General features: G+C 69.0%; 26 protein-coding genes. 17 read left to right on the top strand and 9 right to left on the bottom strand.

What is annotated here, in order from left to right; translation table 11 throughout:
- Window positions 1-93: 93 nt before the first annotated feature.
- Window positions 94-570, bottom strand: coding sequence for a hypothetical protein (locus KQ304_RS12145; RefSeq protein WP_259737318.1), 477 nt, complete (start codon window positions 568-570; stop codon window positions 94-96).
- A 163-nt stretch (window positions 571-733) separates the two neighbouring features.
- On the opposite strand from KQ304_RS12145, the gene KQ304_RS12140 reads away from it, so the two are divergent.
- The 4 genes from KQ304_RS12140 (at window position 734) to KQ304_RS12125 (ending at window position 5,587) form a co-directional block, all read left to right on the top strand.
- On the top strand, window positions 734-2,563 hold the full coding sequence (locus KQ304_RS12140) for a proline--tRNA ligase (RefSeq protein WP_259737317.1): 1,830 nt from the start codon (window positions 734-736) through the stop codon (window positions 2,561-2,563).
- 28 nt (window positions 2,564-2,591) lie between these two features.
- Window positions 2,592-3,086 (top strand): photosystem II protein Psb27, encoded by a 495-nt coding sequence (gene psb27 / locus KQ304_RS12135; RefSeq protein WP_259737316.1) that lies wholly within the window; start codon window positions 2,592-2,594, stop codon window positions 3,084-3,086.
- Between the two features lie 132 nt (window positions 3,087-3,218).
- Window positions 3,219-4,538 (top strand): adenylosuccinate synthase, encoded by a 1,320-nt coding sequence (locus KQ304_RS12130; protein WP_259737315.1) that lies wholly within the window; start codon window positions 3,219-3,221, stop codon window positions 4,536-4,538.
- On the top strand, window positions 4,535-5,587 hold the full coding sequence (locus KQ304_RS12125) for an adenosine kinase (RefSeq protein ID WP_259737314.1): 1,053 nt from the start codon (window positions 4,535-4,537) through the stop codon (window positions 5,585-5,587). Before KQ304_RS12130 ends, KQ304_RS12125 begins: the two co-directional genes overlap by 4 nt.
- Here KQ304_RS12125 and KQ304_RS12120 read toward each other — a convergent pair.
- Window positions 5,475-6,329: a precorrin-6A/cobalt-precorrin-6A reductase gene (locus tag KQ304_RS12120; RefSeq protein WP_259737313.1), complete on the bottom strand. Its 855-nt coding sequence runs from the start codon at window positions 6,327-6,329 to the stop codon at window positions 5,475-5,477. The genes KQ304_RS12125 and KQ304_RS12120 overlap by 113 nt on opposite strands.
- A gap of 31 nt (window positions 6,330-6,360) precedes the next feature.
- Between KQ304_RS12120 and KQ304_RS12115 the strand changes: the two genes are divergently transcribed.
- On the top strand, window positions 6,361-6,843 hold the full coding sequence (locus KQ304_RS12115) for a single-stranded DNA-binding protein (protein ID WP_259737402.1): 483 nt from the start codon (window positions 6,361-6,363) through the stop codon (window positions 6,841-6,843).
- Between the two features lie 8 nt (window positions 6,844-6,851).
- On the opposite strand, the gene KQ304_RS13705 is transcribed toward KQ304_RS12115, so the two are convergent.
- The gene (locus tag KQ304_RS13705) at window positions 6,852-7,148 is read right to left on the bottom strand and encodes a hypothetical protein (RefSeq protein WP_311133910.1); all 297 of its coding nucleotides are present in this window, start codon (window positions 7,146-7,148) and stop codon (window positions 6,852-6,854) included.
- A 61-nt stretch (window positions 7,149-7,209) separates the two neighbouring features.
- On the opposite strand from KQ304_RS13705, the gene KQ304_RS12105 reads away from it, so the two are divergent.
- The 3 genes from KQ304_RS12105 to KQ304_RS12095 are packed head-to-tail and all read left to right on the top strand — an operon-like array spanning window position 7,210 to window position 9,886.
- Window positions 7,210-7,776, top strand: a complete 567-nt coding sequence (locus KQ304_RS12105) for a DUF2854 domain-containing protein (RefSeq protein WP_259737312.1) — start codon at window positions 7,210-7,212, stop codon at window positions 7,774-7,776.
- 27 nt (window positions 7,777-7,803) lie between these two features.
- Entirely contained in the window at window positions 7,804-8,730 is a 927-nt protein-coding gene (gene argB, locus KQ304_RS12100) for an acetylglutamate kinase (protein WP_259737400.1), read from the top strand.
- The gene (locus KQ304_RS12095) at window positions 8,663-9,886 is read left to right on the top strand and encodes a DUF3153 domain-containing protein (RefSeq protein WP_259737311.1); all 1,224 of its coding nucleotides are present in this window, start codon (window positions 8,663-8,665) and stop codon (window positions 9,884-9,886) included. The genes argB and KQ304_RS12095 overlap by 68 nt, the downstream gene beginning before the upstream one ends.
- Here KQ304_RS12095 and priA read toward each other — a convergent pair.
- On the bottom strand, window positions 9,849-12,095 hold the full coding sequence (gene priA, locus KQ304_RS12090) for a primosomal protein N' (protein WP_259737310.1): 2,247 nt from the start codon (window positions 12,093-12,095) through the stop codon (window positions 9,849-9,851). The genes KQ304_RS12095 and priA overlap by 38 nt on opposite strands.
- Before the next feature lie 428 nt (window positions 12,096-12,523).
- Between priA and rpoD the strand changes: the two genes are divergently transcribed.
- From rpoD to KQ304_RS12055, 7 genes are all read left to right on the top strand, one after another.
- Window positions 12,524-13,981, top strand: coding sequence for an RNA polymerase sigma factor RpoD (gene rpoD / locus KQ304_RS12085; RefSeq protein WP_259737309.1), 1,458 nt, complete (start codon window positions 12,524-12,526; stop codon window positions 13,979-13,981).
- Window positions 13,982-14,089: 108 nt separating this feature from the next.
- Window positions 14,090-15,856, top strand: a complete 1,767-nt coding sequence (locus KQ304_RS12080; RefSeq protein ID WP_259737308.1) for a glycosyltransferase family 39 protein — start codon at window positions 14,090-14,092, stop codon at window positions 15,854-15,856.
- Window positions 15,857-15,893: 37 nt separating this feature from the next.
- Window positions 15,894-16,580 carry a phosphatase PAP2 family protein gene (locus tag KQ304_RS12075; RefSeq protein WP_259737307.1) on the top strand — a complete coding sequence of 229 codons (687 nt, stop codon included), beginning with the start codon at window positions 15,894-15,896 and terminating at the stop codon, window positions 16,578-16,580.
- 17 nt (window positions 16,581-16,597) lie between these two features.
- Window positions 16,598-16,756: a hypothetical protein gene (locus KQ304_RS13700; RefSeq protein ID WP_311133909.1), complete on the top strand. Its 159-nt coding sequence runs from the start codon at window positions 16,598-16,600 to the stop codon at window positions 16,754-16,756.
- The gene (locus KQ304_RS12070) at window positions 16,741-17,052 is read left to right on the top strand and encodes a DUF1824 family protein (RefSeq protein WP_311133915.1); all 312 of its coding nucleotides are present in this window, start codon (window positions 16,741-16,743) and stop codon (window positions 17,050-17,052) included. Before KQ304_RS13700 ends, KQ304_RS12070 begins: the two co-directional genes overlap by 16 nt.
- 95 nt (window positions 17,053-17,147) lie before the next feature.
- Entirely contained in the window at window positions 17,148-18,101 is a 954-nt protein-coding gene (gene hemC / locus KQ304_RS12065) for a hydroxymethylbilane synthase (protein ID WP_259737306.1), read from the top strand.
- Window positions 18,076-20,085, top strand: a complete 2,010-nt coding sequence (locus tag KQ304_RS12055; RefSeq protein WP_311133908.1) for a chloride channel protein — start codon at window positions 18,076-18,078, stop codon at window positions 20,083-20,085. The genes hemC and KQ304_RS12055 overlap by 26 nt, the downstream gene beginning before the upstream one ends.
- 17 nt (window positions 20,086-20,102) lie before the next feature.
- On the opposite strand, the gene KQ304_RS12050 is transcribed toward KQ304_RS12055, so the two are convergent.
- The 4 genes from KQ304_RS12050 to KQ304_RS12035 form a co-directional block, all read right to left on the bottom strand.
- Window positions 20,103-20,774, bottom strand: a complete 672-nt coding sequence (locus KQ304_RS12050; protein ID WP_259737305.1) for a L,D-transpeptidase — start codon at window positions 20,772-20,774, stop codon at window positions 20,103-20,105.
- A gap of 47 nt (window positions 20,775-20,821) precedes the next feature.
- A complete protein-coding gene (locus KQ304_RS12045; protein WP_259737304.1) occupies window positions 20,822-21,409 on the bottom strand; it encodes an inorganic diphosphatase in 588 nt (195 codons plus the stop codon).
- Between the two features lie 66 nt (window positions 21,410-21,475).
- The gene (locus KQ304_RS12040) at window positions 21,476-23,035 is read right to left on the bottom strand and encodes a carboxypeptidase M32 (RefSeq protein ID WP_259737303.1); all 1,560 of its coding nucleotides are present in this window, start codon (window positions 23,033-23,035) and stop codon (window positions 21,476-21,478) included.
- Window positions 23,036-23,099: 64 nt separating this feature from the next.
- The gene (locus KQ304_RS12035) at window positions 23,100-23,522 is read right to left on the bottom strand and encodes an OsmC family protein (protein WP_259737302.1); all 423 of its coding nucleotides are present in this window, start codon (window positions 23,520-23,522) and stop codon (window positions 23,100-23,102) included.
- Window positions 23,523-23,658: 136 nt separating this feature from the next.
- Between KQ304_RS12035 and KQ304_RS12030 the strand changes: the two genes are divergently transcribed.
- Together KQ304_RS12030 and KQ304_RS12025 are read left to right on the top strand one after the other, a co-directional pair.
- Window positions 23,659-24,138, top strand: coding sequence for a DUF2721 domain-containing protein (locus KQ304_RS12030; RefSeq protein WP_311133907.1), 480 nt, complete (start codon window positions 23,659-23,661; stop codon window positions 24,136-24,138).
- Between the two features lie 21 nt (window positions 24,139-24,159).
- Complete coding sequence (locus KQ304_RS12025; RefSeq protein ID WP_259737301.1) at window positions 24,160-24,891, top strand: response regulator transcription factor; 732 nt, start codon at window positions 24,160-24,162, stop codon at window positions 24,889-24,891.
- Window positions 24,892-24,916: 25 nt separating this feature from the next.
- Here the strand turns inward: KQ304_RS12025 and KQ304_RS12020 are convergent, their stop codons facing one another.
- A complete protein-coding gene (locus KQ304_RS12020) occupies window positions 24,917-25,189 on the bottom strand; it encodes a hypothetical protein (protein WP_259737300.1) in 273 nt (90 codons plus the stop codon).
- Window positions 25,190-25,225 lie beyond the last annotated feature (36 nt).

The following is a 25,225-nucleotide window of genomic DNA, read 5'->3' as shown; positions in this document are numbered from 1 at the left end:
TGACTGCTGGGAAAAAACAACCCGCAGGCAATCCGTTGCCAACTTCAATATGCCACCTCCTGCAGCCATCTGCCCAAGCCGCTGACGGCCCCCTCAGGCGGCGGGACGCGACTGCTCCAGCTGATCGCGCTTGCTGCTCAGCACAGCCGGGGCCTGATCCATTCCCTGGAGGCTGTGGCGGATGGCCTGGAGTTCCTGCAGGATCGAGCTGAGCAACTGCTGGGTGGCCGTCGAGGGTGAATTGAGCACCTCCACGGTCACCTCCTTGATGCGCAGCACATCGCGGGCGAAACGGGCCACCTCGTTGGGGTGAAACAGCAGGGCGTCCTTCTGATCCGTGCGGTATTCCGGATTGAGCTTGCGCGAATTGAAGGGTGGGTTGAGGTTGCGCGGATCAGTGTTGGTGTAGCGGTAGACCGAAGCCCTGGAGCGATTGAGTGCTTTCTGCACCTCGTCGATGCCGATCAGGCCTTCGCTGGGCTCGGAGCTGGGATCGGGGAGGCCGGCGGGCCAGGCAGTCGCCACGGACGGTGGGAGCTCTCCGCCGGAGCCGGCCGTGGGTGCAACCATAAGACTTATCTTGGACGGCTGGGAATTCATGCCGACGTTAGCAGAGGAAGCCTGGTCCGCCAGGCCGCAGAAACGACCCGCCCGGTGGCGTGATTAAACCGGCTCTGCCGCTGCCGCGCAAGGCCCGGTGATAGGGTCCCAGCCCGCTCAAGCTGCCCGATCCATGCGCGTCTCCCGCCTGATGCTGGTGACGTTGCGGGATGACCCTGCCGAAGCCGAGATCCCCTCCCACAAGCTGTTGCTGCGGGGCGGTTACATGCGCCGTGTGGCTTCGGGGGTGTACGCCTATCTGCCCCTGCTCTGGCGGGTGCTCAGCAAGATCTCGGCCATCGTGCGCCAGGAGATGAACGCCACCGGCGCCCTGGAAACCCTGCTTCCCGCCCTGCAGCCCGCCAGCCTCTGGGAGCGCAGTGGCCGCTGGCAGGGCTACACCGCCGGGGAGGGAATCATGTTCCACCTGGTGGATCGCCAGGAGCGCTCCCTCGGGCTCGGTCCCACCCATGAGGAGGTGATCACGGCCCTGGCCGCCGACCTGCTGCGCTCCTACCGCCAGCTGCCGGTGAGCCTCTACCAGATCCAGACCAAGTTCAGGGATGAGATCCGGCCCCGCTTCGGCCTGATGCGCGGACGCGAATTCATCATGAAGGATGCCTATTCCTTTCACGCCGACGAGGCCGATCTCAGGCTCACCTATGCGCGGATGGACCAGGCCTACCGCCGCATCTTCAGCCGCTGCGGCCTGCGCACCGTGGCCGTGGAGGCCGACAGCGGCGCCATCGGCGGCTCGGCCAGCCAGGAGTTCATGGTCACCGCCGCCGCCGGTGAAGACCTGATCCTCAGCAGCGCCGATGGGCGCTACGCCGCCAACCAGGAGCGGGCCTGCTCCCTGCCGGAGCCCGCCGTGCCCCTGGTGTGCCCTTCGCCTGAGGCGGTGGAGCTGCACACGCCAGGCCAGCACAGCATCGAAGACCTCTGCGCGGCCCATGGCCTCGAGCCCAGCCAGACCGTGAAGGTGCTGCTGCTGCTGGCCCGCTGCGCCATCGGCCAGGCGCGGGTGGTGCTGGTGAGCCTGCGCGGTGATCAGCAGCTCAATCCCACCAAGCTCGCCAATGCCGTCAGTGCGGCCGTGGGTGAGGGCGCTGGCGCGCTGCTGGAGCTGGAGCCGATCAGCGCTGAGCAGATCCGCTCCGAGGGCCTGCCCGAGTGGCCCCTGGGCTGCCTTGGCCCGCATCTGGGCGATGAGCTGCTGAGCGGTGCCCGCAGCTGGCATCCCGCCTTCCTGCGTCTCGCGGACGCCACCGCCGCTGAGTTGGATGTCTTCGTCTGCGGCGCCAACCGGCCCGACACGCACCTGGTGGGAGCCCGCTGGGAGGCCCTGGGTGGCGCTCGGCCCAGCGTGGCCGACCTGCGCTCGGCTCAGCCGGGGGAGCGTTGCCTCCAGGACCCCACGCAGCGGCTCGAAGCCAGCCGGGGCATCGAGGTGGGCCACATCTTTCAGTTGGGGCGCAAGTACTCCCAGGCCCTGGAGGCCACCTTCACCAATGAACAAGGTCTGGATGAACCTCTGTGGATGGGCTGTTACGGCATCGGCGTCTCCCGCCTGGCCCAGGCGGCCGTGGAGCAGCACCACGATCAGCAGGGCATCTGCTGGCCTGTGGCAATCGCGCCTTTTGAAGTGATCGTGGTGGTGGCCAGTGCCCAGGACCCCGTGCAGGTGGCCCTCGGCGAGACCCTCCACGACAAGCTCGAGCAGGCGGGCCTTGAGGTGTTGCTCGATGACCGCAGTGAACGGGCCGGGGTGAAATTCAAGGATGCCGATCTGATCGGCATCCCCTGGCGGGTGGTGGTGGGGCGCGGTGCCGCCTCCGCCCAGGTGGAGCTGGTGGAACGGGCGAGCGGAGCCAAGTCGGAGATGGCCGCCGATGCGGTGGTTGCCCAGTTGCAGCAGACGATCCTGGCTGCCCGTGGGGGCCTGGCCCTGGGCAGCTCGTAAGATCGACTTGCGAAGTCTGGAGATGCTGATGACTGTGGTCTGGAGGTTCCTCTACCGAGCTGCCGGAGCAGCCCTGAATTCAGCCCTTGGGGCCTGCCGGACGGAGCTGCTCCCACGCAGCTGGTGGAGCCGTTCGCTCACCCCATTGCTGGCGATCGTGCTGACCCTCAGCCTCACGCTCAGCAGCTGCGGCAGTGTCAGCAACAGCCTCAGTGGTTCCTACGTGGACGACACCATGGCGGTGGCTGAATCACTGCTGGCCACCATCGCCCTGGATCAGGATGATCCGGCTCGACCCGAGTCTGAAACCGAGGCCCGTGCGCTGATCAATGACTACGTGGCTCTGTACAGGCCCAAGCGCAAGGTGAATGGACTGCCCTCCTTCACCACCATGCAGACGGCCATGAACTCCCTGGCCGGTCATTACACCAACTACGCCAACCGCCCCCTGCCCGACGCGCTCAAGGCGCGCCTGGAGAAGGAATTGAAAAGGGCTGAAACCACCGTCGTGCGGGGCACCTGATCCCCGAGGGGGGCAGCAGCAGCGGCTCCGATCAGAGCTCAGCCAGCTTGGTTTCAGGCCACTGGGCTTTGACGAAAGGGCTGGTCATCTGAGACTGTTGTCCCTTGTGCTTAGAAGCGGCTACGGGCCGCTGTGTCCTTGGCCAATGTTGTCGTCATCGGTGCACAGTGGGGCGACGAGGGGAAAGGCAAGATCACTGACCTGCTGAGCCGATCCGCCGATGTGGTGGTTCGTTATCAGGGCGGCGTGAATGCAGGCCACACGATCGTGGTCGATGACAAGGTGCTCAAGCTGCACCTGATTCCCTCCGGAATTCTCTACCCCGACACCATCTGCCTGATCGGTTCAGGCACGGTGGTCGATCCGCGGATCATGCTCGAGGAACTCGACATGCTCGGGGACTACGGCATCGATATCTCGGGCCTGAAGCTGGCCTCCACGGCCCACGTCACCATGCCCTACCACCGCCTGCTGGATCAGGCGATGGAGCAGCGGCGCGGCGACCGCCGCATCGGCACCACCGGGCGGGGCATCGGGCCCACCTACGCCGACAAATCGGACCGCAACGGCATCCGCGTGATCGACCTGCTCGATCCCGATCGCCTGCGCGAGCGCCTGATGGGCCCCCTGGCCGAGAAGAATCTGATTCTCGAGCGCATCTATGGCCTCGAGCCGCTCGACCCCGAGGAGGTGCTGCGCGAGTACCTCGCTTATGGCGAACGGCTGGCCCCCCATGTGGTCGATTGCACCCGCACGATCCACCAGGCGGCCCGGGCCCGCCAGAACATCCTCTTCGAAGGCGCCCAGGGAACCCTGCTGGACCTCGACCATGGCACCTATCCCTACGTCACCTCCTCGAATCCCGTCTCCGGCGGTGCCTGCATCGGCGCCGGTGTCGGCCCGACGCTGATCGACCGCGTGATCGGAGTGGCCAAGGCCTACACCACCCGGGTGGGCGAGGGCCCCTTCCCCACGGAGCTGCAGGGCAGCCTCAACGATCACCTCTGCGACCGCGGCGGCGAGTACGGCACCACCACCGGCCGCCGCCGCCGTTGCGGCTGGTTCGATGGGGTGATCGGCCGCTACGCCGTGGAGGTGAATGGCCTGGATTGCCTGGCCATCACCAAGTTGGACGTGCTCGATGAGCTCGATGAAATCCAGGTGGGGGTGGCCTATGAGCTCGATGGCGAGCGCATCGACCATTTCCCCAGCAGCGCCGAGACCTTCGCCCGCTGCCGGCCGATCTATCAGACCCTGCCGGGCTGGCAGTGCTCCACCGCCGAGTGCCGCGCTCTGGAGGATCTGCCCGCTCCGGCCATGGCCTACCTGCGCTTCCTCGCGGAACTGATGGAGGTGCCGATCGCGATCGTCTCCCTCGGTGCCCAGCGCGATCAGACGATCGTGGTGGAGGATCCGATCCACGGACCCAAGCGTGCCCTGCTGAACGTATGACGACCCTTGCTTCCGGCCGGACCCTCGATGTGGTGGGCATCGGCAACGCCATCGTCGATGTGCTGGTCAGCTCCGACGATGCCTTCCTCGAGCAGCACGGCCTGAGCAAGGGCGGCATGGCCCTGGTGGATGCCGAGCAGGCCCAGCGGCTCTACGCCGCCGCCGGGCCGGGTCTGGAAACCTCCGGCGGATCGGCCGCCAACACCCTGGCGGGCCTGGCCATGCTGGGGGCTCGGGCCGGCTTCATCGGCCGGGTGCGCGATGACCAGCTGGGGTCGATCTTCAGCCACGACATCCGCTCGGTGGGGGCCCGCTTCGAGACTCCGGCCGCCAGCAGCGGAGCCGCCACCGCCCGCTGCCTGATCCTGGTCACCCCCGATGCCCAGCGCACGATGTGCACCTTTCTGGGTGCCTCCGTGGACCTGGAGCCTGCAGACCTCGACCTCGACCTGGTGCGTCAGGCGGGGATGCTTTACCTGGAGGGCTACCTCTGGGATGGGGAGGCGGCCAAGCGGGCCTTCCTCGCTGCAGCTGAGGTGATGCGCGCGGCCGGCGGCCAGGTGGCCCTCTCCCTCTCCGATGCCTTCTGCGTCGAGCGGCACCGCGACAGCTTCCTGGAGCTGGTGGATGGCCATGTCGATGTGCTCTTCGCCAACGAAGCCGAGATCACCGCCCTCTATCGATGCGATGACTTCGAGGAGGCGATGGAGCAGGTGCGCGGCCGCTGCTCCATCGCCGTGCTCACCCGTGGGGCCCTCGGTTCGGTGGTGCTGGGCGGCGGCGAGGTCCATCGCATCGAGCCCCGGGTGCTGGGACCGCTGGTGGATACCACCGGGGCCGGCGACCTCTATGCCGCCGGCTTCCTCTACGGCCTCAGCCGTGGCGAACCCCTTCAGTACTGCGGCCAGCTGGGATCCCTCTGCGCCGGTCAGGTGATCACCCAGCTGGGTCCGCGGCCGCGGGTGTCCCTTCCCCAGCTGGTGGCTGACCAGCTGGGAGCCCCACCCGCCGCAGCAACGGCTCCAGGGGCCACAGCTCAGCCCCGCTGATCGGCTCCTCCGGTCGCTTCAGCAGCAGCAGGCTCAGCCCCAGCTCAGCGCAGAGCTGCTGCCAGAGCTGCTCCGTGGGCCCGCCCGACTGACGGCAGAGCACAGCTGTGATCGCCCATTGCAGCAACAGCGCCCGCTCGATCGCGCCTGGAGCCGCAGCCGCCAGACCCGTACCGGGCCGGTGACAGGCAAGGGCCCCGGGCCCCAGTCCCGCCGCCAGGGCCAGCCGCAGGCTGGTGGGGCTGGGCAGGATGCGAGCGAAGCAGGCCCCGGCGCCCGCCAGCTCCACGGCCCTGGGCAGGTGGCGGGCGCCGATGGCCAGCAGCAGCCGCTCGCCCCCCAGGTCCAGGCCGGCCAGATCCTCCAGCTGCTCCAGCAGGATCAGCCTGGATCCGATCGGCTGGCGGGCCGGCGGGCGCCGGAGGCGCAACAGCGGCTGGCGCTGGTGGACGCAGACCACCGCCAGGTCAGCGCTGATGCGGCAGGCGAAGGGATGGCTGGCGTCGATCACCCAGCGGAAGGGAGCCAGGGGAGCCTCCTGCAGCTCGGCTGCGATCGCCCCGGGCCCCGCCAGGGCCCCCAGGCGACTGGCCAGGCGCGGGTGGGGGGCATAGGCCCGCAGGGCGTCATCGCTCACCAGCGACACCTGCACACTCCAGCCGGCGGCCAGCAGCCGGGCGGCGATCAGGGGGCCCTCACCCGTGCCGCCCAGCAGCCAGATCGAGGAGTTGGGTCCGTGCATCAAGATGGGGCCCGCTCTCGCCGAATGGGTCGTGAACCAGTGCTTGCTCGAGGTGGTGGTGCTGGAGGCACCCCAGGTGCGCTACACCCAGGACAACCAGACGCCGGTGGCGGAGATGTCCGTCGAGCTCGACGGGCTTCGCCCCGATGATCCCCCGGGCCAGCTGAAGGTGGTGGGCTGGGGCAATCTCGCCCAGGATCTGCAGAACCGGGTGCAGGTGGGTCAGCGCTTGATGATCGAGGGGCGGCTGCGCATGAGCACCTTCGCCCGTCCTGATGGCATCAAGGAGAAGCGCGCCGAATTCACCCTCTCCCGCCTGCATCCCCTGGCTGCCCAGGGAGCCGCCCCGGCCCCCGCCCCGCCGGCGCGCACGATTCCCCGGCCGGTGTCCTCGGCGCCCCGGCCCGCCACTCCCGCGCCGCGTCCGGCGGCGCCCGAGTCGGCGCCACCCACCTGGAACACCTCACCCCTGGTGCCTGATCTCGCCGACGACGACGACGAAATCCCCTTCTGAGGGCAGGATCAGCCGGGTTCGAGCCGCTGGCGGGCCTGGTCGAGCAGCTGCCCGAGTTCCCGCTCCAGGGCCGCGAGATCCAACCTCAGATCGGGCCAGCGACCACCATCGATCTGCTGCAGCAGCCAGAGGCGATCTTCGGTGAGCTGATCCAGCAGCGTCAGGGTGCTGGGGTCGCTGAATGGAATCTCAGGGAGAGAGGACGACGCGGCTGAAGCAGACGGTTCAGCGGCAGACGGTTCAGCGGCAGACGGTTCAGCGGCAGTCGGGACAACGGGATCGGCATCGGGGCTGGGCTGATCCATGGCCGAAGAGGCTCCTGGGCGACGGTGGCCATCCTGGACCGCGTTGCAGGAAGATGGCGAGATGCAAGCACTCACATCGCCCGGCAGCCTGCTGACCATCCTCGGCGCAGCGCTCACGGTGATCGGTTCGATCGCCTACGCCACCGACAGCCCCAACATCAGCCTGGCGGGGGTCTTCTACGGCATTCCCGTGCTGCTGGGCGGTCTGGCCCTGAAGTCGTCGGAGCTGCCCCCTGCCCAGCGGCTGACGCCGGTGGATGAGCTGCGGGAGCTGCGCGAGCGCCCCGAGAGCGAGCCCCTGCGCGTGCTGCTCAAGGATGTGACCCGCTGGCGCTATGGCCAGAAGGCCCATCTGGAGAGTTCCCTCGAAGCCCTCAAGCTCTGGAACGACGACGCTCCGCCGCAGCTGCTGAGCGTGGCCGAGCGTCAGGTGGATGACGGTTACGGCCTGGTGCTCCACTTCCTCTGCCAGGGGGTGCCGGCGGAGCGCTGGCAGGCCAAGCAGGAGCGGCTGGGTCGCTTCTTCGGGCCCGACCTCCATGCCGAGCTGCGGCTGATCTCCCCTGGGGAGCTGGAGCTGAGCCTGTTGCCCGGCACGGATGTGGCCGAGCCCGCTGCCGCGGCCTGAACCCCGGCCCCTTCACCCACTGTCTTCATTTCTCCCTTGAGCCACGACCCCGTCATCAGCGCAGAGGACACCCTGCGGGTGTCTGTCCTCAGTGAGGCCCTTCCCTACATCCAGCGCTTCGCCGGCCGGCGCGTGGTGGTGAAGTACGGCGGTGCGGCGATGGTGCGCGAAGACCTGCGCGACGCGGTCTTCCGCGACGTGGCCCTGCTGGCCTGCGTGGGTGTGCAGCCGGTGGTGGTCCACGGGGGCGGACCGGAGATCAATCAATGGCTGAAGAAGCTGGAGATCCCAGCCGAATTCCGGGAGGGTCTGCGGGTCACCGACGACGCCACCATGGATGTGGTGGAAATGGTGCTGGTGGGCCGGGTCAACAAGCAGATCGTCAACGGCCTCAACCGGGTGGGGGGGCGTGCGGTGGGGCTCTGCGGCAGCGATGGGGGCCTGGTGGAGGCCCGCACCTGGGGGGATGGCTCCCACGGTTGGGTGGGGGAGGTGGCGGCGGTCAACCCCGATGTGCTCGCCCCCCTGCTGGACAACGGCTACATCCCGGTGATCTCCAGTGTGGCCGCCGATTCCAGCGGCCAGGCCCACAACATCAATGCCGACACCGTGGCCGGGGAGCTGGCGGCGGCCCTTCAGGCCGAGAAGCTGATCCTGCTCACCGACACCCCCGGCGTTCTCCAGGACCGCGAGGATCCCTCCAGCCTGCTCAGAAAGATCAGCCTGTCCGAGGCCCGGGAGCTGATCCGCAGCGGCGTGGTCAATGCGGGGATGACCCCCAAGACCCAGTGCTGCATCCGGGCTCTGGCCCAGGGAGTGGGCGCTGCTCACATCCTCGACGGCCGGGTGCCCCATGCCCTGCTGCTGGAGGTGTTCACCGATGCCGGTGTCGGCACGATGGTGGTCGGCAGCAGCCGCGACGAAGCTCGATCGGGTGCGCTCCGGGGTGGCTGAGGATGTCCTGGCGCCGGCACGGGCGGCGATCGAGCGGGGGGAGTATGGCCGTTGCCTGCGCTTGCTGGAGCCGATCGTGGCCGCCCATGCCGTCACGGTTCCCCTGGGCGGCCGGGCGCGGATGCTGATGGCCACCGCCTTGATCGGCCAGGGCGACTCGGAGCGGGCGGCCAGCTGCGTGCGCGGGCTCCATGGCTGCGCTGATCCCGAGCTGCGCCGCCAGGCCCGCGACCTCAGCCTGATCCTGGAGGCGCCCAGCCTGCAGCGACCGGAGAACTGGTCCCTGACCCTGCCGCCGATCGGTGCGGTGGAATCGCTGCAGCAACGGGCGATGCCCCTGAGCCAGTCCCGCCCGGGCCGGCGACGAGCGGAGGACCCGCCGCCGCCGCCGGTGGGTCCCACCCGGCAACCCCTGGGCTTCGCGCTTGTGGTGCTGGCGGTGCTGCTGCTGCTGATGGGGCTGCTGGGGGGCTGCCTGCGCGTCGAGACCGACCTGAGCCTGCCGGCGCCGGGCCGCCTGGAGTTGAGCCAGAGCCTCACCAGCACCAGTGGTCGCTGGATGCCCTGGCAGCGACAGTTCGCCAGCACCCTCAGCGCCGACGCCGATCTCAGCCGTTACAAGCTCTCGCTGGAGCCGGAGCAGGGCCGTCTGAGCATCAGCAGCGGCGTGGTTTCAGCGGCCGATGCGACCGCCCTGCTCCGGCGCCTGGCCCTCGATGCCGGCGAGCTCACCGGCCAGGCCCTGCCCGCCCCTGACCTGAACCTGCAGGAGCGCAATTGGCTGCTGGGGGTTCACCAGCAGCTGGGCTTCGAACTCGACCTGAGCCAGCTGCAGCCCCTGCCTGGCCTGAGTTTCCAGCTGCGGCTCCGGGGGCTGGAGCCAGGGGCCGTGCGCAGCGCCAAGCCCCTGGCGGTGGAAGCCCGGCCCGGGGGGCTGAACTGGCCCCTGCAACTGGGGGCCATCAACCGGCTGGAGTTGCGCAGCTGGCGCTGGAGCCGCCTGGGGGTGGGCAGCTTGGTGATCGGCCTGCTGCTGGCGCTGAGCCTGGTGCTGCAGCGGCTGCGGCGGCAGGCGGGATTCGGCTGGCCCGAACTGCCCTCTCCCCAGGGCCCCCGCCTCAGAGCTCGATCGGATCCGGATCAATCGAGAGGCTGACCCCGCGGCTCAGGCCAGCGCGCAGCTCGGCTTCAGGGGGCAGGGGCAGATCGGCGCCGGCCGGACCGTGCAGCAGCAGTTGCCAGCGGTAGCGGCCGGCCACCCGCGCCACCACGGCGGGGGCGGGGCCGATCAGCTGCCAGCCGGCCTGCTCCACCCGGGGGCGCAGCTGCTCGGCGAGGGCCGCGGTGGCGGTGGCGGTGGCCGCTCCGGAGGGACCGGCCAGGCGCAGCAGGCAGGCCCGGCTGAAGGGCACCAGGCCCGCCTGGCGCCGCAGCTGCAGTTCGGCCTCGAGAAAGGCGTCGTAGCGGCCATCGATCAGGTGCTGGATCACGGGGTGGTCCGGTAGGTAGGTCTGCACGATCACCTCGCCGGGACGCTCCCCCCGCCCGGCCCGGCCGGCCAGCTGCAGCAGCAGCTGCAGGCAGTGCTCAGACGCACGCAGATCCGGGCGATGCAGCAGGCCATCGGCCGCCAGCACCGCCGCCAGGGTGACCCTGGGCAGATCCATGCCTTTGGCCAGCATCTGGGTGCCCACCAGCACATCCGCCTCCCCGGCCTCGAAGCGGGCCAGAAGGCGCCTGTGGCCGTCGCGGCCCCGGGTGCTGTCCCGGTCGAAGCGCAACAGACGCAGGCCCGAGAGTTCCTGCTCCAGCTGCTCCATCACCCGCTGGGTGCCGGCACCGAAGGGCTTGAAGGCGGTGGAGCCGCAGGATCCGCAGCGGGAGGTCAGGGCCTGGCGGTGGCCGCACCAGTGGCAGCGCAGGGTCTGGCTGCCATCGCGCAGGCGATGGACCGTGAGGGCCACATCGCAGTGGGGACATTCGACCACCTCGCCGCAGCTGCGGCAGCTCAGGAAACTGCTGTAGCCGCGCCGGGGCACCAGCACCACGGCCTGCTCCCCCCGCTCCTGCAGCCGCTCGATCCGCTCCATCAGCGGGCGGCTGATCAGGCGGCGATGGCCCTCCGCCAGCTCCTGGCGCAGGTCCACCACCCGCACGGGCGCCGCCTCCTGACCACTGATGCGGCGGCTGAGGCGCAGCAGGCGGGCGGGCTGATCAAGGCGGCGGCAGGCCAGCCAGGTTTCCAGGGAGGGGGTGGCGCTGCCCAGCACCAGGGCGGCTCCGGCGTCGCGGCAGCGCAGACGGGCCACCTCCCTGGCGTGGTAGCAGGGCATCGGACTGTCCTGTTTGTAGGAGCTGTCGTGTTCCTCATCGAGCACCACCAGGCCGAGGCGGGCCAGGGGCAGGAACACCGCCGAGCGGGTGCCCACGGCAATCAGCGCTGTGTCGCTGTCCGCCTGCAGGCAGCGGCGCCAGGCGGCGATGCGCGCCCGCTCCGAGAGGCCGCTGTGGAATTCGAGGATGCGCTCACCGAAGCGGGCGCGGCAGCGATCGAGCAGTTGGGGAATCAGCCCGATCTCGGGGGTGAGCAGCAGGGCACTGCGGCCGGAGGCCAGGCAGGCCGCCGCTGCCTGCAGGTAGACCTCCGTCTTGCCGGCCCCGGTGACCCCCCAGAGCAGGAACTCCTGATGGCCAGAGGCCGAGAGGATCCCGCCTAGGGCCTGCTGTTGTTCCGGGTTGAGGGCGCGGGGCGGCTCCAGCGCCGCCGTTGATGAGCCGCCATGCCCGCCATGGCCGCCAGCCGGCAGGCGCTGGCTGCTGCGCAACCAGCCCTTGGCCGCCATGGCCTGCAGCAGGGAGCGGCTGAAGCCCCAGGCCGTGATCGTGCCCTGGGGGGCCGCCGAGCCGGGGCAGGTCCGCAGGCGCTCGTGCAGTTGCTGCTGGCGGCTGGTGAGTGGCGGGGAGCCCGGGGGGTTCTCCACCAGCTCCAGCCAGAGCTGATGGCGCGGCCGCTGGCCCTGGGAGCGCCCCGAGCGCTGGCCGAGCCAGCCGGGGGGCAGGGCTGTCTTGAGGGTTCGAAACAGGCTGGTGTGGCAGTGGCGAGCCACCTCCTGCAGCAGGGCCTGCCAGCGGGGATCGACGGCGGCGGCCTGGTGCAGACCCTCCACGGGCTGGATCACGGCTGGATCGAGGTCGGCCGGAGGCTCCGCCAGGGTCTCGACCACCAGGCCGATCTGGGGGCGGCCCCTCAGTCGCAGCGTGACGAGATCCCCGGCGGCCAGCTCCAGGTCTGCTGGTGCGCGGTAGGTGAAAATCCGCCCCTCCCGACCGGCCTCCACCCACACCTGAAGCCAGAGCGGGGACAAGGACTTCTCCAACGGTCTCGAGATTCTCCTTGCAAACCCCAAACGGGTTTCTTAAGATAGGAGCGTTGAGCAGCTCAAAAGGTTGCTGTCGGAACCCGGCAGAGTTCCGTCCAGTGGGAAGACATGAAGTGCAGGCCGATCGGAGTACTCCTCCAGCGCGCCTCCCGGTCTGCGAACACCCCTGACAGCACTGCTGGGCCTCCGGGCCGTTCCCCGTCGTCAGGTCTTTGGTTCCAGCGCTTCCACCCGGCCCCTAGATGGTGCCTGTTTTGATCCCGGTCAGCTATCGGCTGCGCCCGGACATTGAAGCAACGTTTTGTGTCGTGATGATGTCATCACGCTCAGCGGGTTTGGCTGTACTGCCGGCATGATCCTTTCGGCCCCATTGTTTTCACCCGACCATTCCGTCACCCCGTCGCAGTCCCGCTATGAGCCCAGTGTCCGCCACCAGCCCCAAGCCAGGCGTTCCCCAGATCCTGATGGTGGCCGCTCCATCGGGGGAGGCAGTGGCGGTGAAGCTCAAGCCGAAGGCCAGCGCCAGCAAGCCCAGCACCAGCAAAGCCAAGACCGCCGCCGCCACGAAGGCGGCCGCCAAGGCCAAGGCTGATCTGGGCGCTGTTGCCGGAGCTGATCCCGAGGCCGTGGCGGCCGCCAACAGCGTGACCCGCACCCGCAAGCCGGCGGCCAAGGCCACCACCACCAAGGCCAGCGGCGCCAAGACCACCACCGCCAAGGCCAAAGCCAGCACGGCCAAGGCCCCTACGGCCAAGGCCACCACCGCCAAGGCCAAGGCGGCGGCCAAGGCCAAGGCCGGTGCCGCCAGCGGCGATCTGAGTGCTGCGGCCGACCAATTGCTGGAGGCGGCCGGCGGGGCCAAGGAGAAGAAGGCTCCGGCCGGCGCCAAGGCTCTGGCCAGCATCAAGGTGGGCCCCAAGGGCGTTTACACCGAAGATTCGATCCGCGTTTACCTCCAGGAGATCGGCCGCATCCGTCTGCTTCGCCCCGACGAGGAGATCGAGCTGGCGCGCAAGATCGCTGATCTGCTGCTGCTGGAAGAGGTGGCATCCCAGTTCGAGCAGGACAACGGCCACTATCCCGACAACAAGGAATGGGCCGTCCTGATGGACATGCCGCCGGTGAAATTCCGCCGTCGGCTGATGCTGGGCCGTCGGGCCAAGGAAAAAATGGTGCAGTCAAACCTGCGCCTGGTGGTGTCGATCGCCAAGAAGTACATGAACCGTGGCCTCTCCTTCCAGGATCTGATTCAGGAAGGCAGCCTCGGTCTGATCCGCGCCGCCGAGAAATTCGACCACGAGAAAGGCTACAAATTCTCCACCTACGCCACCTGGTGGATCCGTCAGGCGATCACCCGCGCCATCGCCGACCAGAGCCGCACGATCCGCCTGCCGGTGCACCTCTACGAAACGATCTCCCGCATCAAGAAAACCACCAAGGTGCTCTCCCAGGAGTTCGGCCGCAAGCCCACCGAGGAGGAGATCGCCGAGAGCATGGAGATGACGATCGAGAAGCTGCGCTTCATCGCCAAGTCAGCCCAGCTGCCCATCTCCCTGGAAACCCCGATCGGCAAGGAGGAAGATTCCCGTCTGGGTGATTTCATCGAAGCTGATATCGAGAATCCTGAGCAGGATGTGGCCAAGAACCTGCTGCGCGAAGACCTCGAAGGCGTGCTGGCCACCCTCAGCCCCCGGGAGCGGGATGTGCTGCGTCTGCGCTACGGCCTCGACGATGGCCGCATGAAGACCCTCGAAGAGATCGGTCAGATCTTTGATGTCACGCGCGAGCGCATTCGTCAGATCGAGGCCAAGGCCCTGCGCAAGTTGCGCCATCCCAACCGCAATGGGGTGCTCAAGGAGTACATCAAATAACCACTCCCCAACCGCCACCAGCCTGGTGAGTGGGATCATCCGTCCGGGCTTCCGCCCGGACTTTTTTTCTGTTGCTTGCCGGATGACGTGTTGATCACTCAGGGGTGGATGGCATGGCTGGAGCGGGACCAACGCCGGCTCTGGCTGGCCACTGGCCTCGGCTATCTGCTGGTGTGCTGGCTGGCGTTCTTCCAGAACCTCGGCACCCTCTCCTTGATGGACAAGACCGAGGCCCTGTTTGTGGAGGTGGGCCACCAGATGGCCGAGAGGGGCGACTGGATCACCCCCATCTGGAATGGCGAACTCTTCTTTGATTACCCGGTCTGGGGGTACTGGATGGTGGGCCTCAGCTTTCGCCTCTTCGGCGTGAGCGAGTGGGCGGCCCGCCTGCCGGTGGCCCTGGCGGCCAGTGCTGTTGTGCTGGCCGGTTTCGGCCTGCTCTGGGCGAGCGCGCCGGCGGCGGAGAGCCTGCGCCAGCGCTGGGGCAGAGCTGCCTTCGGCGCGGCCCTGCTGGCCCTCAACCCCGGCTGGATCGGCTGGGGCCGCAGTTCCGTCACCGACATGTTCCTGGCCAGTGCCATCGCCCTGAGCCTGTTCGCGTTCTTCCTCAGCTACAGCCATCCCAGAGGCAGCGGCGCCCGGCGCCTGGGCCTGGTGGCCATGCCCCTGTTCAGCGCCATTGCCGTGCTGGCCAAGGGGCCGGTGGGTCTGGTGCTGCCCGGGCTGGTGGCCGTGGTGTTTCTGGCTGCCCAGGGGCAGCTGCTGGCCTACATGCGGCGGCTGCCCTGGTGGCCCGTGGCCGGCATCTTCCTGGTGGTGGTGCTGCCCTGGTATGTGCTGGCGGCCCAGGCCCATGGCATGGCCTTTCTGGGGGGCTTCTTCGGCTTCAGCAACATCGAGCGCTTCACCTCGGTGCTCTACCGCCATGCCGGTCCCTGGCACTTTTATTTGCCCTGGGTGCTGATCCTGCTGCTGCCCTGGTCGTTCCATCTGCCTGTGGCCCTGGTGCGGCTGCGCTTCTGGCAGCTGAAGGCCTGGCGGCGCCAACCTCCCCAGGCCCAGCTGGCCTTCTTTGCCCTGGTCTGGTTCCTGGCGGTGCTGCTGTTCTTCTCCGCCGCCGCCACCAAGCTGGCGGGCTACATCCTGCCGCTGGTGCCGGCGGCGGCCCTGCTGCTGGCCCTCTACTGGTTCCCCCTGGCCACGGTCGCCCCTGCCGGCGGCAACCCCGACCTGGCTCCAGACCGGCCCCAGCGCTGGAGCGGCTGGGTCAATGCCCTGGTGTTCGCCGCCCTGGCCCCGGCCGCCGCCGTGGCACCGCGCTGGGCCGCCACGGATCCGGCCTATCCCGGTTTCGCCGACGCCCTCAGCCGCTCCGGCCTGCCCTTGATCCTGGCCCTGATCCTGGCGGGGGGCGCCGCCGGCCTGCTGCTGTTGCTGCTGCGTCCTGGCCGGCCCCGGGCCCTGTGGCTGCCCGACCTGGCCGCGATGCTGCTGCTGCTGGCCCTGGTGGTGCCGCCCTTGGCGCCGCTGATGGAGAGCCAGCGCCAGCGGCCGGTGCGGGAGCTGGCGGAGCGGGCCGGAGAGCTGGCGGCCCCCGGTGAACCGCTCTGGGTGGTGGGCTACATGCGCTACAGCGTGGTGTTCTACAGCGGCCGTGAGGTCGTCTTCATCGACAGCCCGAAGGGCGCTCGGGAAGCCCTCCGGCAGCGGCCGGCTCCGGGCTCAGCGGCGGGCAGCGTGCTGATCTTCGGCGAGGAACATCGCCTCAGGGATCTGGCCGGGAAGCTGCCGGGGTCCAGCTTGCTGGAGAGCCGCAGCGGTCACCAACTCTGGCGTGTTCCGCGTCCAAAAGGGAGCGTTGATCGGGCACGATGAGTGGTCCAGATCACCCACGATCCGATCGGCTGGTCACTTGATCCGAACCCAATCCCCGATTTTCCGCGCCCCGAGCCCAGCCGCCATCCGCCGCTGGTTTGAGTTGTTCGGGCCGCTGCGGCTGCTGCTCTGCGGCCTGGCGGCCCTGGTGGTGATCCTGATCGAGCAGCTGGTGCTCACCCAGGAGAAACCGGTCTTCGATGAGGCCGTGCTGGTGTGGCTGGCCGAGCGCATCCCCGAGGGCCTGGGTCGCGTTCTGGTGGTGGTGTATCAGCTCAGCGGCACCCAGTTCACGGCGATGCTGGTGATGGCGGCCCTGATCTTTCTGCTGATCAAGCGCTCGTGGAACCAGCTGATCTGGCTGGCGATCAGCACCAGTGGAATCCTTTTGATCGTGGATCGCTGGTTGAAACCCCAGTTCGATCGCGCCCGGCCCCTGGGCCGGCTGGTGGAGGTGATCGGCCGCAGCTTCCCCAGTGGCCATGCCGCCGGGGCGGTGGTGTTCTATTTCCTGATGTACACCATCCTCTCGGAGCGTTATCCCCAGCTGCGCCGGCCGTTGTTGCTGGGCTCAGCCCTCTGGGTGGCGCTGATCTGGATCAGCACCCTCTACTGCCGCGTGCACTGGCTCACCGACATCGTCGCCGGGGCAGCGGTGGGCTTCATCTGGTTGAGCATCTGCCTCACCAGCCTGCGCTTCTGCGCGGGCCGTCAGAGTGGCTGAGCCCCCAGCAGGCCGTCATGAGCATCAGCAGCACCCCAGCCTCCAATGCCCCCATCCCCGCTGATCAGCCTGGCGGCAGCGCTCCAGCGGCGGTGGATCTCACCAGCCTGCTGGGTCTGCGCACGGGGCCCCCAGCCTCGACGGGGCCCAGCGCCAGGCCCTGCTCGAGGAGCTGAAGGGGCGCCTGGCGGCCTGCGACTGGTTCACGGTGGGCGTCATGGCCCCGTCGGCCCAGGTGGCGATCCAGGCCCTGAGATCTTTTGAGGCCGCCCAGGGCCTGAGTCCGCTGCAGGCCGACAGCGAGGCTCTGGTGGAGGGGCCGGTGTTCCTCAAGGGCAATCAGCGCACCGGTCGCTTTCTGCTGCGGGCCGAGGCCGGCCTGGGGGAAGGACTGCTGATCGGCGGGCAAAGCGAAAGCCAGCCGGAGGCCACCGGCACCTGGGGGCCATTGCCCCTCGACTTTTTCGGCTGATCACGGTGCAGCCTGTTCTGGCCGGGGAGCGGCCGACCGGTCCTTAGGCTTGACCGCTGTTCAACGGCCACGCGGCCGGGCTGAGGAATCGATTGATGGCTGGCACCACTCTGCGCATCGCCTCCCGCCGCAGCCAGCTGGCGATGGTGCAGACCCACTGGGTGCGGGATGAACTCACCAAGGCCCACCCCGACCTGGAGATCAGCATCGAAGCGATGGCCACCCAGGGGGACAAGATCCTGGATGTGGCCCTCGCCAAGATCGGCGACAAGGGCCTGTTCACCAAGGAACTGGAGGCCCAGATGCTGCTGGACAGGGCCGACATCGCCGTCCACAGCCTCAAGGACCTGCCCACCAACCTGCCCGAAGGGCTGATGCTCGGCTGCATCTCCGAGCGCGAAGATCCCGCCGATGCGCTGGTGCTGCACGAGCGCCACCGCGGCTGCAGCCTGGCCACCCTGCCCGAGGGCAGCGTGGTGGGCACCAGCTCGCTGCGGCGCCTGGCCCAGTTGCGCCATCACTTCCCCCACTTCCAGTTCAAGGATGTGCGCGGCAACGTGATCACCCGCCTCGAGAAGCTGGATTCCGGCGACTACGACTGCCTGATCCTGGCGGCCGCCGGCCTCGGACGCCTGGGTCTGGGCCAGCGCATCGACGCACTGATCGACCCCTCGATCTCCCTGCATGCGGTGGGCCAGGGGGCCCTGGGGATCGAATGCCGCCAGGGCGACAGCGCGGTGCTGGAGCTGATCAAGGCACTGGAGCACACCCCCACCTCCCGCCGCTGTCTGGCGGAGCGGGCCTTCCTGCGCCAGCTGGAGGGTGGTTGCCAGGTGCCGATCGGTGTGAACAGCCGCTTTGAGGGCGAAGAGCTGGTGCTCACGGGCATGGTGGCCAGCCTCGATGGTCTGCGCCTGATCCGGGACGAGGCCCGGGGCCCCCAGCAGGATCCCGAAGCGATCGGCCTCAGCCTCGCCCATCTGCTGCGCAGCCAGGGCGCCGGCGAGATTCTGGAGGAGATTTTTGCAGAGGTCAGGCCCGAAGCCTGAGGCAGGCAGCACAGCCTCTCCGCTGGGTTCAGCTCCGGAGGGTGCCCCGCTGGAGGCCGACAGCCGCGGGCTGCCGCTGCAGTGGAGCCTGCTGGCCTGGGCCGGGCTGGTGGGCATCCTCACCGGCGTGGCGGTGGTGGGCTTCCACTATCTGCTGGGGTTCATCAACAATTTCCTGTTCGGCACCCTGGTGGAGTGGGTGCTGCAGCTGGTGGGTCCGCCCCAGCTGGATCCGGCCTCGGTGGAGGTGTTCAGCGCCCCGGATCCAGATTCAGGCACTCCCCTGAGGGCTCTTCTGCAGCTCGGCCTGGGGGGCATCGGCTTTCTGCCGCCGCCGCCGGTTCCCCTGCCTGAGCCCACCCCGCTGCCAGCGATCGGACCGGCCGGATGGCTGGTCTCCTGGCCCGTGGTGATCGCCCCCCTGCTGGGGGGCGTGGCCGTGGGGCTGCTGCGCCAGCTGGGCCGCGACCTGGGCCCCAGCCTGCCCAGCCTGATGGCCATGGCCGACGGGGCGGCGCCGGCCCTGCCGCGACTGCCGGCCCTGCGGCTGGTGGCGGCCTCCCTCAGCCTGGGCAGTGGCGCTTCGCTGGGCCCTGAGGGGCCGAGCGTGGAGAGCGGCGGCAACCTCGGTCTGTGGGTGGGGCTGAAGGGGCGGCTGCCGCCCGAATCGCAGAAGGCCCTGGTGGCGGCGGGCGTGGCGGCCGGGCTGGCGGCCGGATTCAAGGCCCCGATCGCTGGGGTGTTCTTTGCCTTTGAAGGGGCCTACAGCACCATCCCGGGACGGCCCAGCCTGCGGGCGGTGCTGGTGGCGGCGGTGACGTCCTCGCTGGTGACCCAGCTGTGCCTGGGCGATGAGCCGATCTTCCGCCTGCCGGCCTATGAGGTGCGCTCTCCGCTGGAGTTGCCGCTCTACCTGGGTCTGGGCCTGGTGGCCAGCCTGATGTCGTGGGCGCTGGTGAGCCTGCTGGCGGCCGGGCGCAGTGAACCGGTGCAGCGCTGGTTCGCCCGCCTGCCCCTGTGGCTGGTCAATGGCCTCGGTGGCCTGGCGGTGGGCGTGCTGGCCCTGGGCTTTCCCCAGGTGCTGGGGGTGGGCTACGACACGATCGAGGCCCTGCTCGGCAGTGAGGGCGGAGTGGCCCTCACCTCCCTGGCGGCCCTGCTGCTGGTGAAGCTGCTGGCCACGGGCCTGAGCAATGCCACCGGCTTCGTGGGCGGTGGCTTCGCGCCCGCCCTGTTCCTGGGGGCTGTGCTGGGCAATCTCTACGGTCAGCTGCTGGGGGATGGCGGCTTCGGCCTGCCGGTGGCGGAACCGCCGGCCTACGCGATGGTGGGCATGGCGGCCGTGCTGGCGGGCAGTGCCAGGGCACCCCTGACGGCGCTGCTGCTGCTGTTCGAGCTCACCCACGACATCCGCATCGTGCTGCCGCTGATGGCCGCCACCGGCCTCAGTGCCGTGCTGGTGGAGCGCTGGCAGGGACTGGCGGATCCGGGCCTGCTGGGGCCGGATCCGGTGGAGGAGGAGCGGCGGCAGGAGCTGGCCTCTCTGCCGGTGCTGGAGGCCCTGGAGGCGGAGGCCCCGCTGCTGCTGCCGGCCAGCACCCCGGCCCGGGAGGCCCTGGGGCTGCTGATCGAAGCCCACGGCCACTGCCTGGTGGTGCAGCGCGACGGCTGGGTGATCGGTGTGGTGACTCTGATCGACCTGCAACGGGTGATCAGCGCCGGCCACGGCGGCGAGGCCCTGCCTCTGGAGGACTGCCGCCGCTCGGATCTGCTCTGGTTGCCGGATGTGGCCAACCTGGCCCAGCTGGAGGATCAGCTGGTGCCCAATGGATTACGGCAGGTGCCGGTCTTTGCGCTCGGTGGGCCGGGGCCGAGCCAGCTGCCTGCCGGTTTGCCCAACAGTGGTCTGCCGGCCCAGGCGCTGCGGGGGATGGCCAGCCGGGATGGCATGGCCAGGGCCCTCGCCCGCCGGCTGCACCGCTGAGCTCAGCGGCCTTCAGCTCACTTCACCACCACCAGGGGGGTGCCCACGTCGACCTTGTCGAAGAGCTCGCGCACGTGCTCGTGGAACATGCGCACGCAGCCGTTGGTGACCGCGGCGCGGGAGCTCACGGTCCAGGCCCAGGCGTTGGGGGTGCCATGGATGCCGTACTGGTTGAGGCCCTTGATATTGAAGCCGATCCAGCGATCGCCGAGGGGACCATTGGGGCCGATCACCCCTTTCTTCTGGCCTGACTTGGTGCTGACGTACTGGGGATTGATCACCTTGTTGATCACGTTGAAGGTGCCCACCGGGGTGGGGGTGGCGGGATCACCGATCGCCACCGGCCAGGGGCCATAGACCTTGCCGTTGCGCTCCAGGCGGATCTCACGCTTGCCCAGGGCCAGCAGGATCCTGGAGTTGCTCACCGGAGCCGCCGCGGGGGGGGCGGGATCAAGGGCCGCAGCCGGGGCCGGGGCCGGGGGCGGCGCCTGGAGCACCGCTGCCGGGCTGCCGATGGCCGGAGGAGCCGTGGCCGGCGCGCTGGGGATCGGGGCGGTGGGGGTGATGATGCCGCTGCCACTGGCCAGTGCCGAGAGCGCCCCGGCGGAGCCGAGGGTGGCGAGGCCGGCGAACAGACCGGCGGCCAGACCGGCGGGGGTCAGCAGCGGACGGGAATGGGTGGGGCGCATGCGGTGAATCGGGGCTGTGGATGGGGGCGACGGCCGCAGGGTGCGGTTCAGTTCACCAGTTTGGCGTCAATTTGCTCGAGATAGCGGGCCTCGCACTCCTTGACGATCCGCACGGCTTCCTGGGTGTTGAGATAGCCATTCACCTTGCAGGTGCCGGGCTTCTTCAGGTCTTTGTAGTGCTCCCAGTAGTACTGGGTTTCCTTGAGCCAGTGGGCGCCCAGCTGCTCGTAGCTGGTGATGTGATCCATGCGCTTGTCATCGGCGAGCACAGCGATCACCTTGTCGTCCACCTCGCCACCGTCGTCGAAGGTCATGATGCCGATGATTCGCGCTTCGACAAGGCTGCCGGGCACCAGCGGTTCGGTGACGCCGACAATTTCGATGTCCAGCGGGTCACCGTCCTCATCCCAGGTGCGGGGGATGCAGCCGTAGGCGAAGGGATAGGACAGCGAGGAGTAGCCGACCCGGTCGAGCTTGAGATGGCCGGTTTCGGTGATCAGCTCGTACTTGTTGATCGTCATCGAGTTGAGCTCGACGATCGCATTCAGTCGCAATTCGGCCTCATCGGCAAACGCCGGCAGCACATGCAGCAGGTTGAGCATGGTGCGGCTGGGGGCGTGGTCGATGTTCGCCATGGGGCGGTGCGAAGCGGCTGCGGCGGCATCTTACGGACGCCAGGCCGGCAGGTTGCCTCCGCCCGCTCAGGCGCTCTCCAGCAGTCGATCCACCTTGCCTTCGAGGTGGCGCAGAAACGGGCCGGCGCTCAGGGGCGCCCCGCTCACCTGGGCCACCAGCTCCTCGCCATCGACGCTGCGGCCCAGGGGCCAGACCTGCTCCCCCAGCCACTGCTGCAGGCGCTGCTCCTCACCGGCGCCCACCACCGCTTCGATCGGTCCGAGCTGCCGCTCCATCGTTTCGGCCAATTGGGCACTGATCAGGTGGCCGAGGGCATAGGAGGGGAAGTAGCCGAACAGGCCTTCGGCCCAGTGGATGTCCTGCAGGCAACCCTCGGCATCGCCCTGGGGTGTGAGGCCCAGCAGCTCGCCCATGCGCCGGTTCCAGAGCTCGGGCAACTCCGCCACCGGCAGCCCCTGCTCCACCAGGGCCAGCTCCAGCTCGAAGCGCAACACGATGTGCAGGGCATAGGTGAGCTCATCGGCCTCCACCCGGATCAGGCCCGGCCGCATCGGGTTCAGCCCCCGCCAGAAGGCGTGAGTTCCGCCCCAGGGATCAGCGCCCAGGCCCTGGGCGAAGCGCGGATGCCAGCGGCCCGCGAAGGCCTGGCTGCGCGCCACCCGGCACTCCCAGAACAGCGACTGCGATTCGTGCACCCCCATCGAGGTGGCCTCGCCCAGGGGCCAGGGGAAGTAGTGGTCGTCGCCGCGGGGCAGCCCCTGCTCATAGAGGGAGTGGCCCCATTCGTGGGCGGTGGCCAGGAAGGCGGAAAAGGGCTGGCCCGGCACCACCCGGGTGGTGATGCGGTAGTCGGCCGGGCCGAGGGTGCAGGAGAAGGGATGGGCCGAGCGCGAGCGCTGGCAGCGGACTGGGTCGTAGCCCCAGCTCTCCAGCAGCTCGGCGCAGAGGCTCTCCTGGAGCGCTTCGGGAAGTTCTGCGGCCGGGGGTGTGCCGTTGCTGGATCCGCTGGCGGCCAGCACCCGCTCCAGCAGCGGCGGAATCCCTGCGCTCAGGGGCGTGAACAGCTCCTGGAGGCGGGCTTTGCTGACGCCCGGCTCAAAGGGCTGGGCCAGGATCTCCCAGGGACTGCGAGCGGCCGGCTCGATCGGCGCCAGCTGGGCGGCCTGCTCGCGCCGCAGCTGCAGCAACTGCTCGAGCGCCGGCGCAAAACCAGCGAACTCATTGCGGCGTCGCGCCTCCTGCCAGACGGCATTGCCCCGGGACTGGGCCATGGCCAGGGAGGCCACCAGCTGGGGATCGAGGCTGCGCTGGCGCTCCAGCTCCTGGCGCAGCAGCTGCAGGTTCCGCCGCCGCCGCCTGGGAACAGCTGGATCCTCTGCTGCGGGTTCAGCGTCAGATTCGGATTCGGCTTCAGCTGCTGCCACCAGGTCGGCATACCTGTCGCTGCTCTGGCGCTCGTGCAGCTGACTCGCCAGGAGGGCCAGCTGCTGACCCCGCCAGTCGGCTCCGGCCGGTGGCATCACCGTGTTCTGGTCGTAGTAGATGGCGCTGCTGATGGAGCCGAGCAGCCGGGTCTGGTGCAGGTGCTCACGCAGGCGCCCAAGGGCCTGAGCCGGCTGAGGCATGGAACGGCTGTGGTGTGGTGGGCCCAAGCATGGCGCGCAGGCCAGCGGAAGCCGGCGAGGCGCCTCAGGCCACCGCTGAGCCGAGCGTCTGCCAGTGCAGCTCCATGGCCACCGAGGCCTCGAGGCTGCGCTTCACCGGGCAGCCCTCGGCGGCGCGCTGCAGCAGCCGGACCTGCTCCGCTGTGAGCTCAGCCGGCAGGGTCAGCCAGACCTCGAGCCGCTCGATCTGGCGGACTCCGCCGCTGGTCATGGTTTTTTCCACCCGGGCCGTGCAGCCCTGCAGCGGGAGGCTGTGGCGCTCGGCCACGATCCCCATGATCGTCAGGATGCAGGTGGCCAGGGCCGTGGCCACCAGATCGGTGGGGGAGAAGTGCTCGCCCAGACCCTGGTTGTCGGTGGGGGCATCGGTGCTGAGCTGGGAGCCGGAGGGACCATGGCTGGCCCTGCAGCGCAGATCACCGTCGTAGTGGCAGAGAATCGTGGTCATGGCCTCAGGTGCGGCTGAGCCGGAGTTGCAGCCTTCGCTGATCCTGACCGAGCCCTTTCTCAGCTGTGGTTTTATGGCGCGATCTCGCTAACTTGCAGCCTGTAGGCCCGTCCTGTTGGCCTCAGGGGCGGGCTCCATGTCCATGCTGCTGGCCGAGATCATCACCAGGGGCACTCTTGGCGGGGAGTCGGCTGTGGCCGGCCTCTCCAAAGCGATCCAGCTCTCGGTGGCGCCGGTGTTTCTGCTCACGAGCATCTCCGGCCTGATCGGCACGTTCAGCACGCGGCTGGCACGGATCATCGATCGCACCCGCTTCATTCAAGAGGCGATGGAGCGCGGTGATCTGGCCCAGGCCAAGCGCCTGCGCGGAGCCCTGGAGGTGCAGCGCCGCCGCACCTTTCTGATCAACCGCGCCATCCTCTTCACCACCATCACCGCTCTGCTGGTGGCAGGGGTGGTGGCGGTGATGTTCATCAGTGCCGTGGCGGCGCTGGACCTGGCCGCCATCGTCGTGCCGGTGTTCGTGCTGGCGATGATCGCGCTGATCGTTGGTCTGGTGCTGTTCCTGCTGGAGGTGCAGCTGGCCATCCGCCAGAACCCCCGTCGTTACTACTGAGGGCAGAGGGAGGCCAGACCCATGGGCAGCGTCGACGCGGATGGAGCGGCTGGGTTTCTGGAGCGGGCGGCGCAATCCCGCCAGGAGGTGATGGAGCTGCTGGCGAGCCGGAGCCTGATGGTGGTCAGTGGCCGGCGGCTGGTGATCTCGCTGCTCACCGGGGTGATCGGTGATCGCTGCCAGTGGTTCGGCTTCGCCACCAGTGAGAACGAGGGGCTGGAGCTGTTGAGCAGGCGTCAGCCCCAGCTGCTGTTCGTGACCCATCCCCTGCGCCCAGGCAGCGGTCTGGAGCTGGTGCGGCGCGCCAAGGCCCTGCACCCGCAGCTGCGCTGTCTGCTGTTTCTGGAGGAGGAATCGCCGCCCTTGGTGCGCGCGGCGCTGGAGGTTCATTGCGACGGCATCTGCGCCGATCAGGGGGTGGGCTTCGGCCATCTGGTGGCGGCCACCCGGGCCGTGCTCGGCGGTGGCTTCTACATGGAGCCGCAGTTGAGGGATCTGCTGGCCCTGGCCTGCCGCAGCAGCCTGGCGCCCACGGGCCCGGGGCTGAGCGTGCGGGAACTGGAGGTGCTGGAGCGGGTGGTGCGGGGCTATCAGAACGCTCAGATCGCCGCCCAGCTGCACCTGTCGGTGGAAACGGTGCGCAGCCACCTCAAATCAGCCTTTCAGAAGCTGGGGGCCACAGGACGGGCCCAGGCCGCCGTGATGGCGGTGTGCCAGGGGCTGGTGAACTGGCACCTCGACGAGCTGCCCTGAGCGGCCGGGACTCGCTGGCACCGGCTCACTTGCGCCGGCAGTAGCCGCCGCCCACGTTCATCCAGCCGGAGGGGCAGGCCTCTCCACTGGTGGGCGTGACCGCATAGGTGGTGGCCCCGAGGGTGCTGCACTGGCCGTTGAAGAGATCGACGTAGCCCAGGGGACACATGTCCCTGAGCTTGGGCACCACCTTCTGGGCCTGGACCGGTGCGCCGAGGCCCGCGACCGCCAGCGGCACAGCCAGGCTGAGCAGCAGCCAGCGGGGGCGTGGAGAGGCGGATGACGCAGCAGAGGGCATGGCCGGGGGCCTGAGTTGGGTGAGATGAGCCTAGGT

Source organism: Synechococcus sp. CS-1329 (assembly GCF_025128055.1).
Taxonomy (GTDB): Bacteria; Cyanobacteriota; Cyanobacteriia; order PCC-6307; family Cyanobiaceae; genus Regnicoccus_A.
The sequence above is the reverse complement of the archived record's forward strand: the minus strand, read 5'-3'. Positions and strand labels throughout refer to the sequence as shown.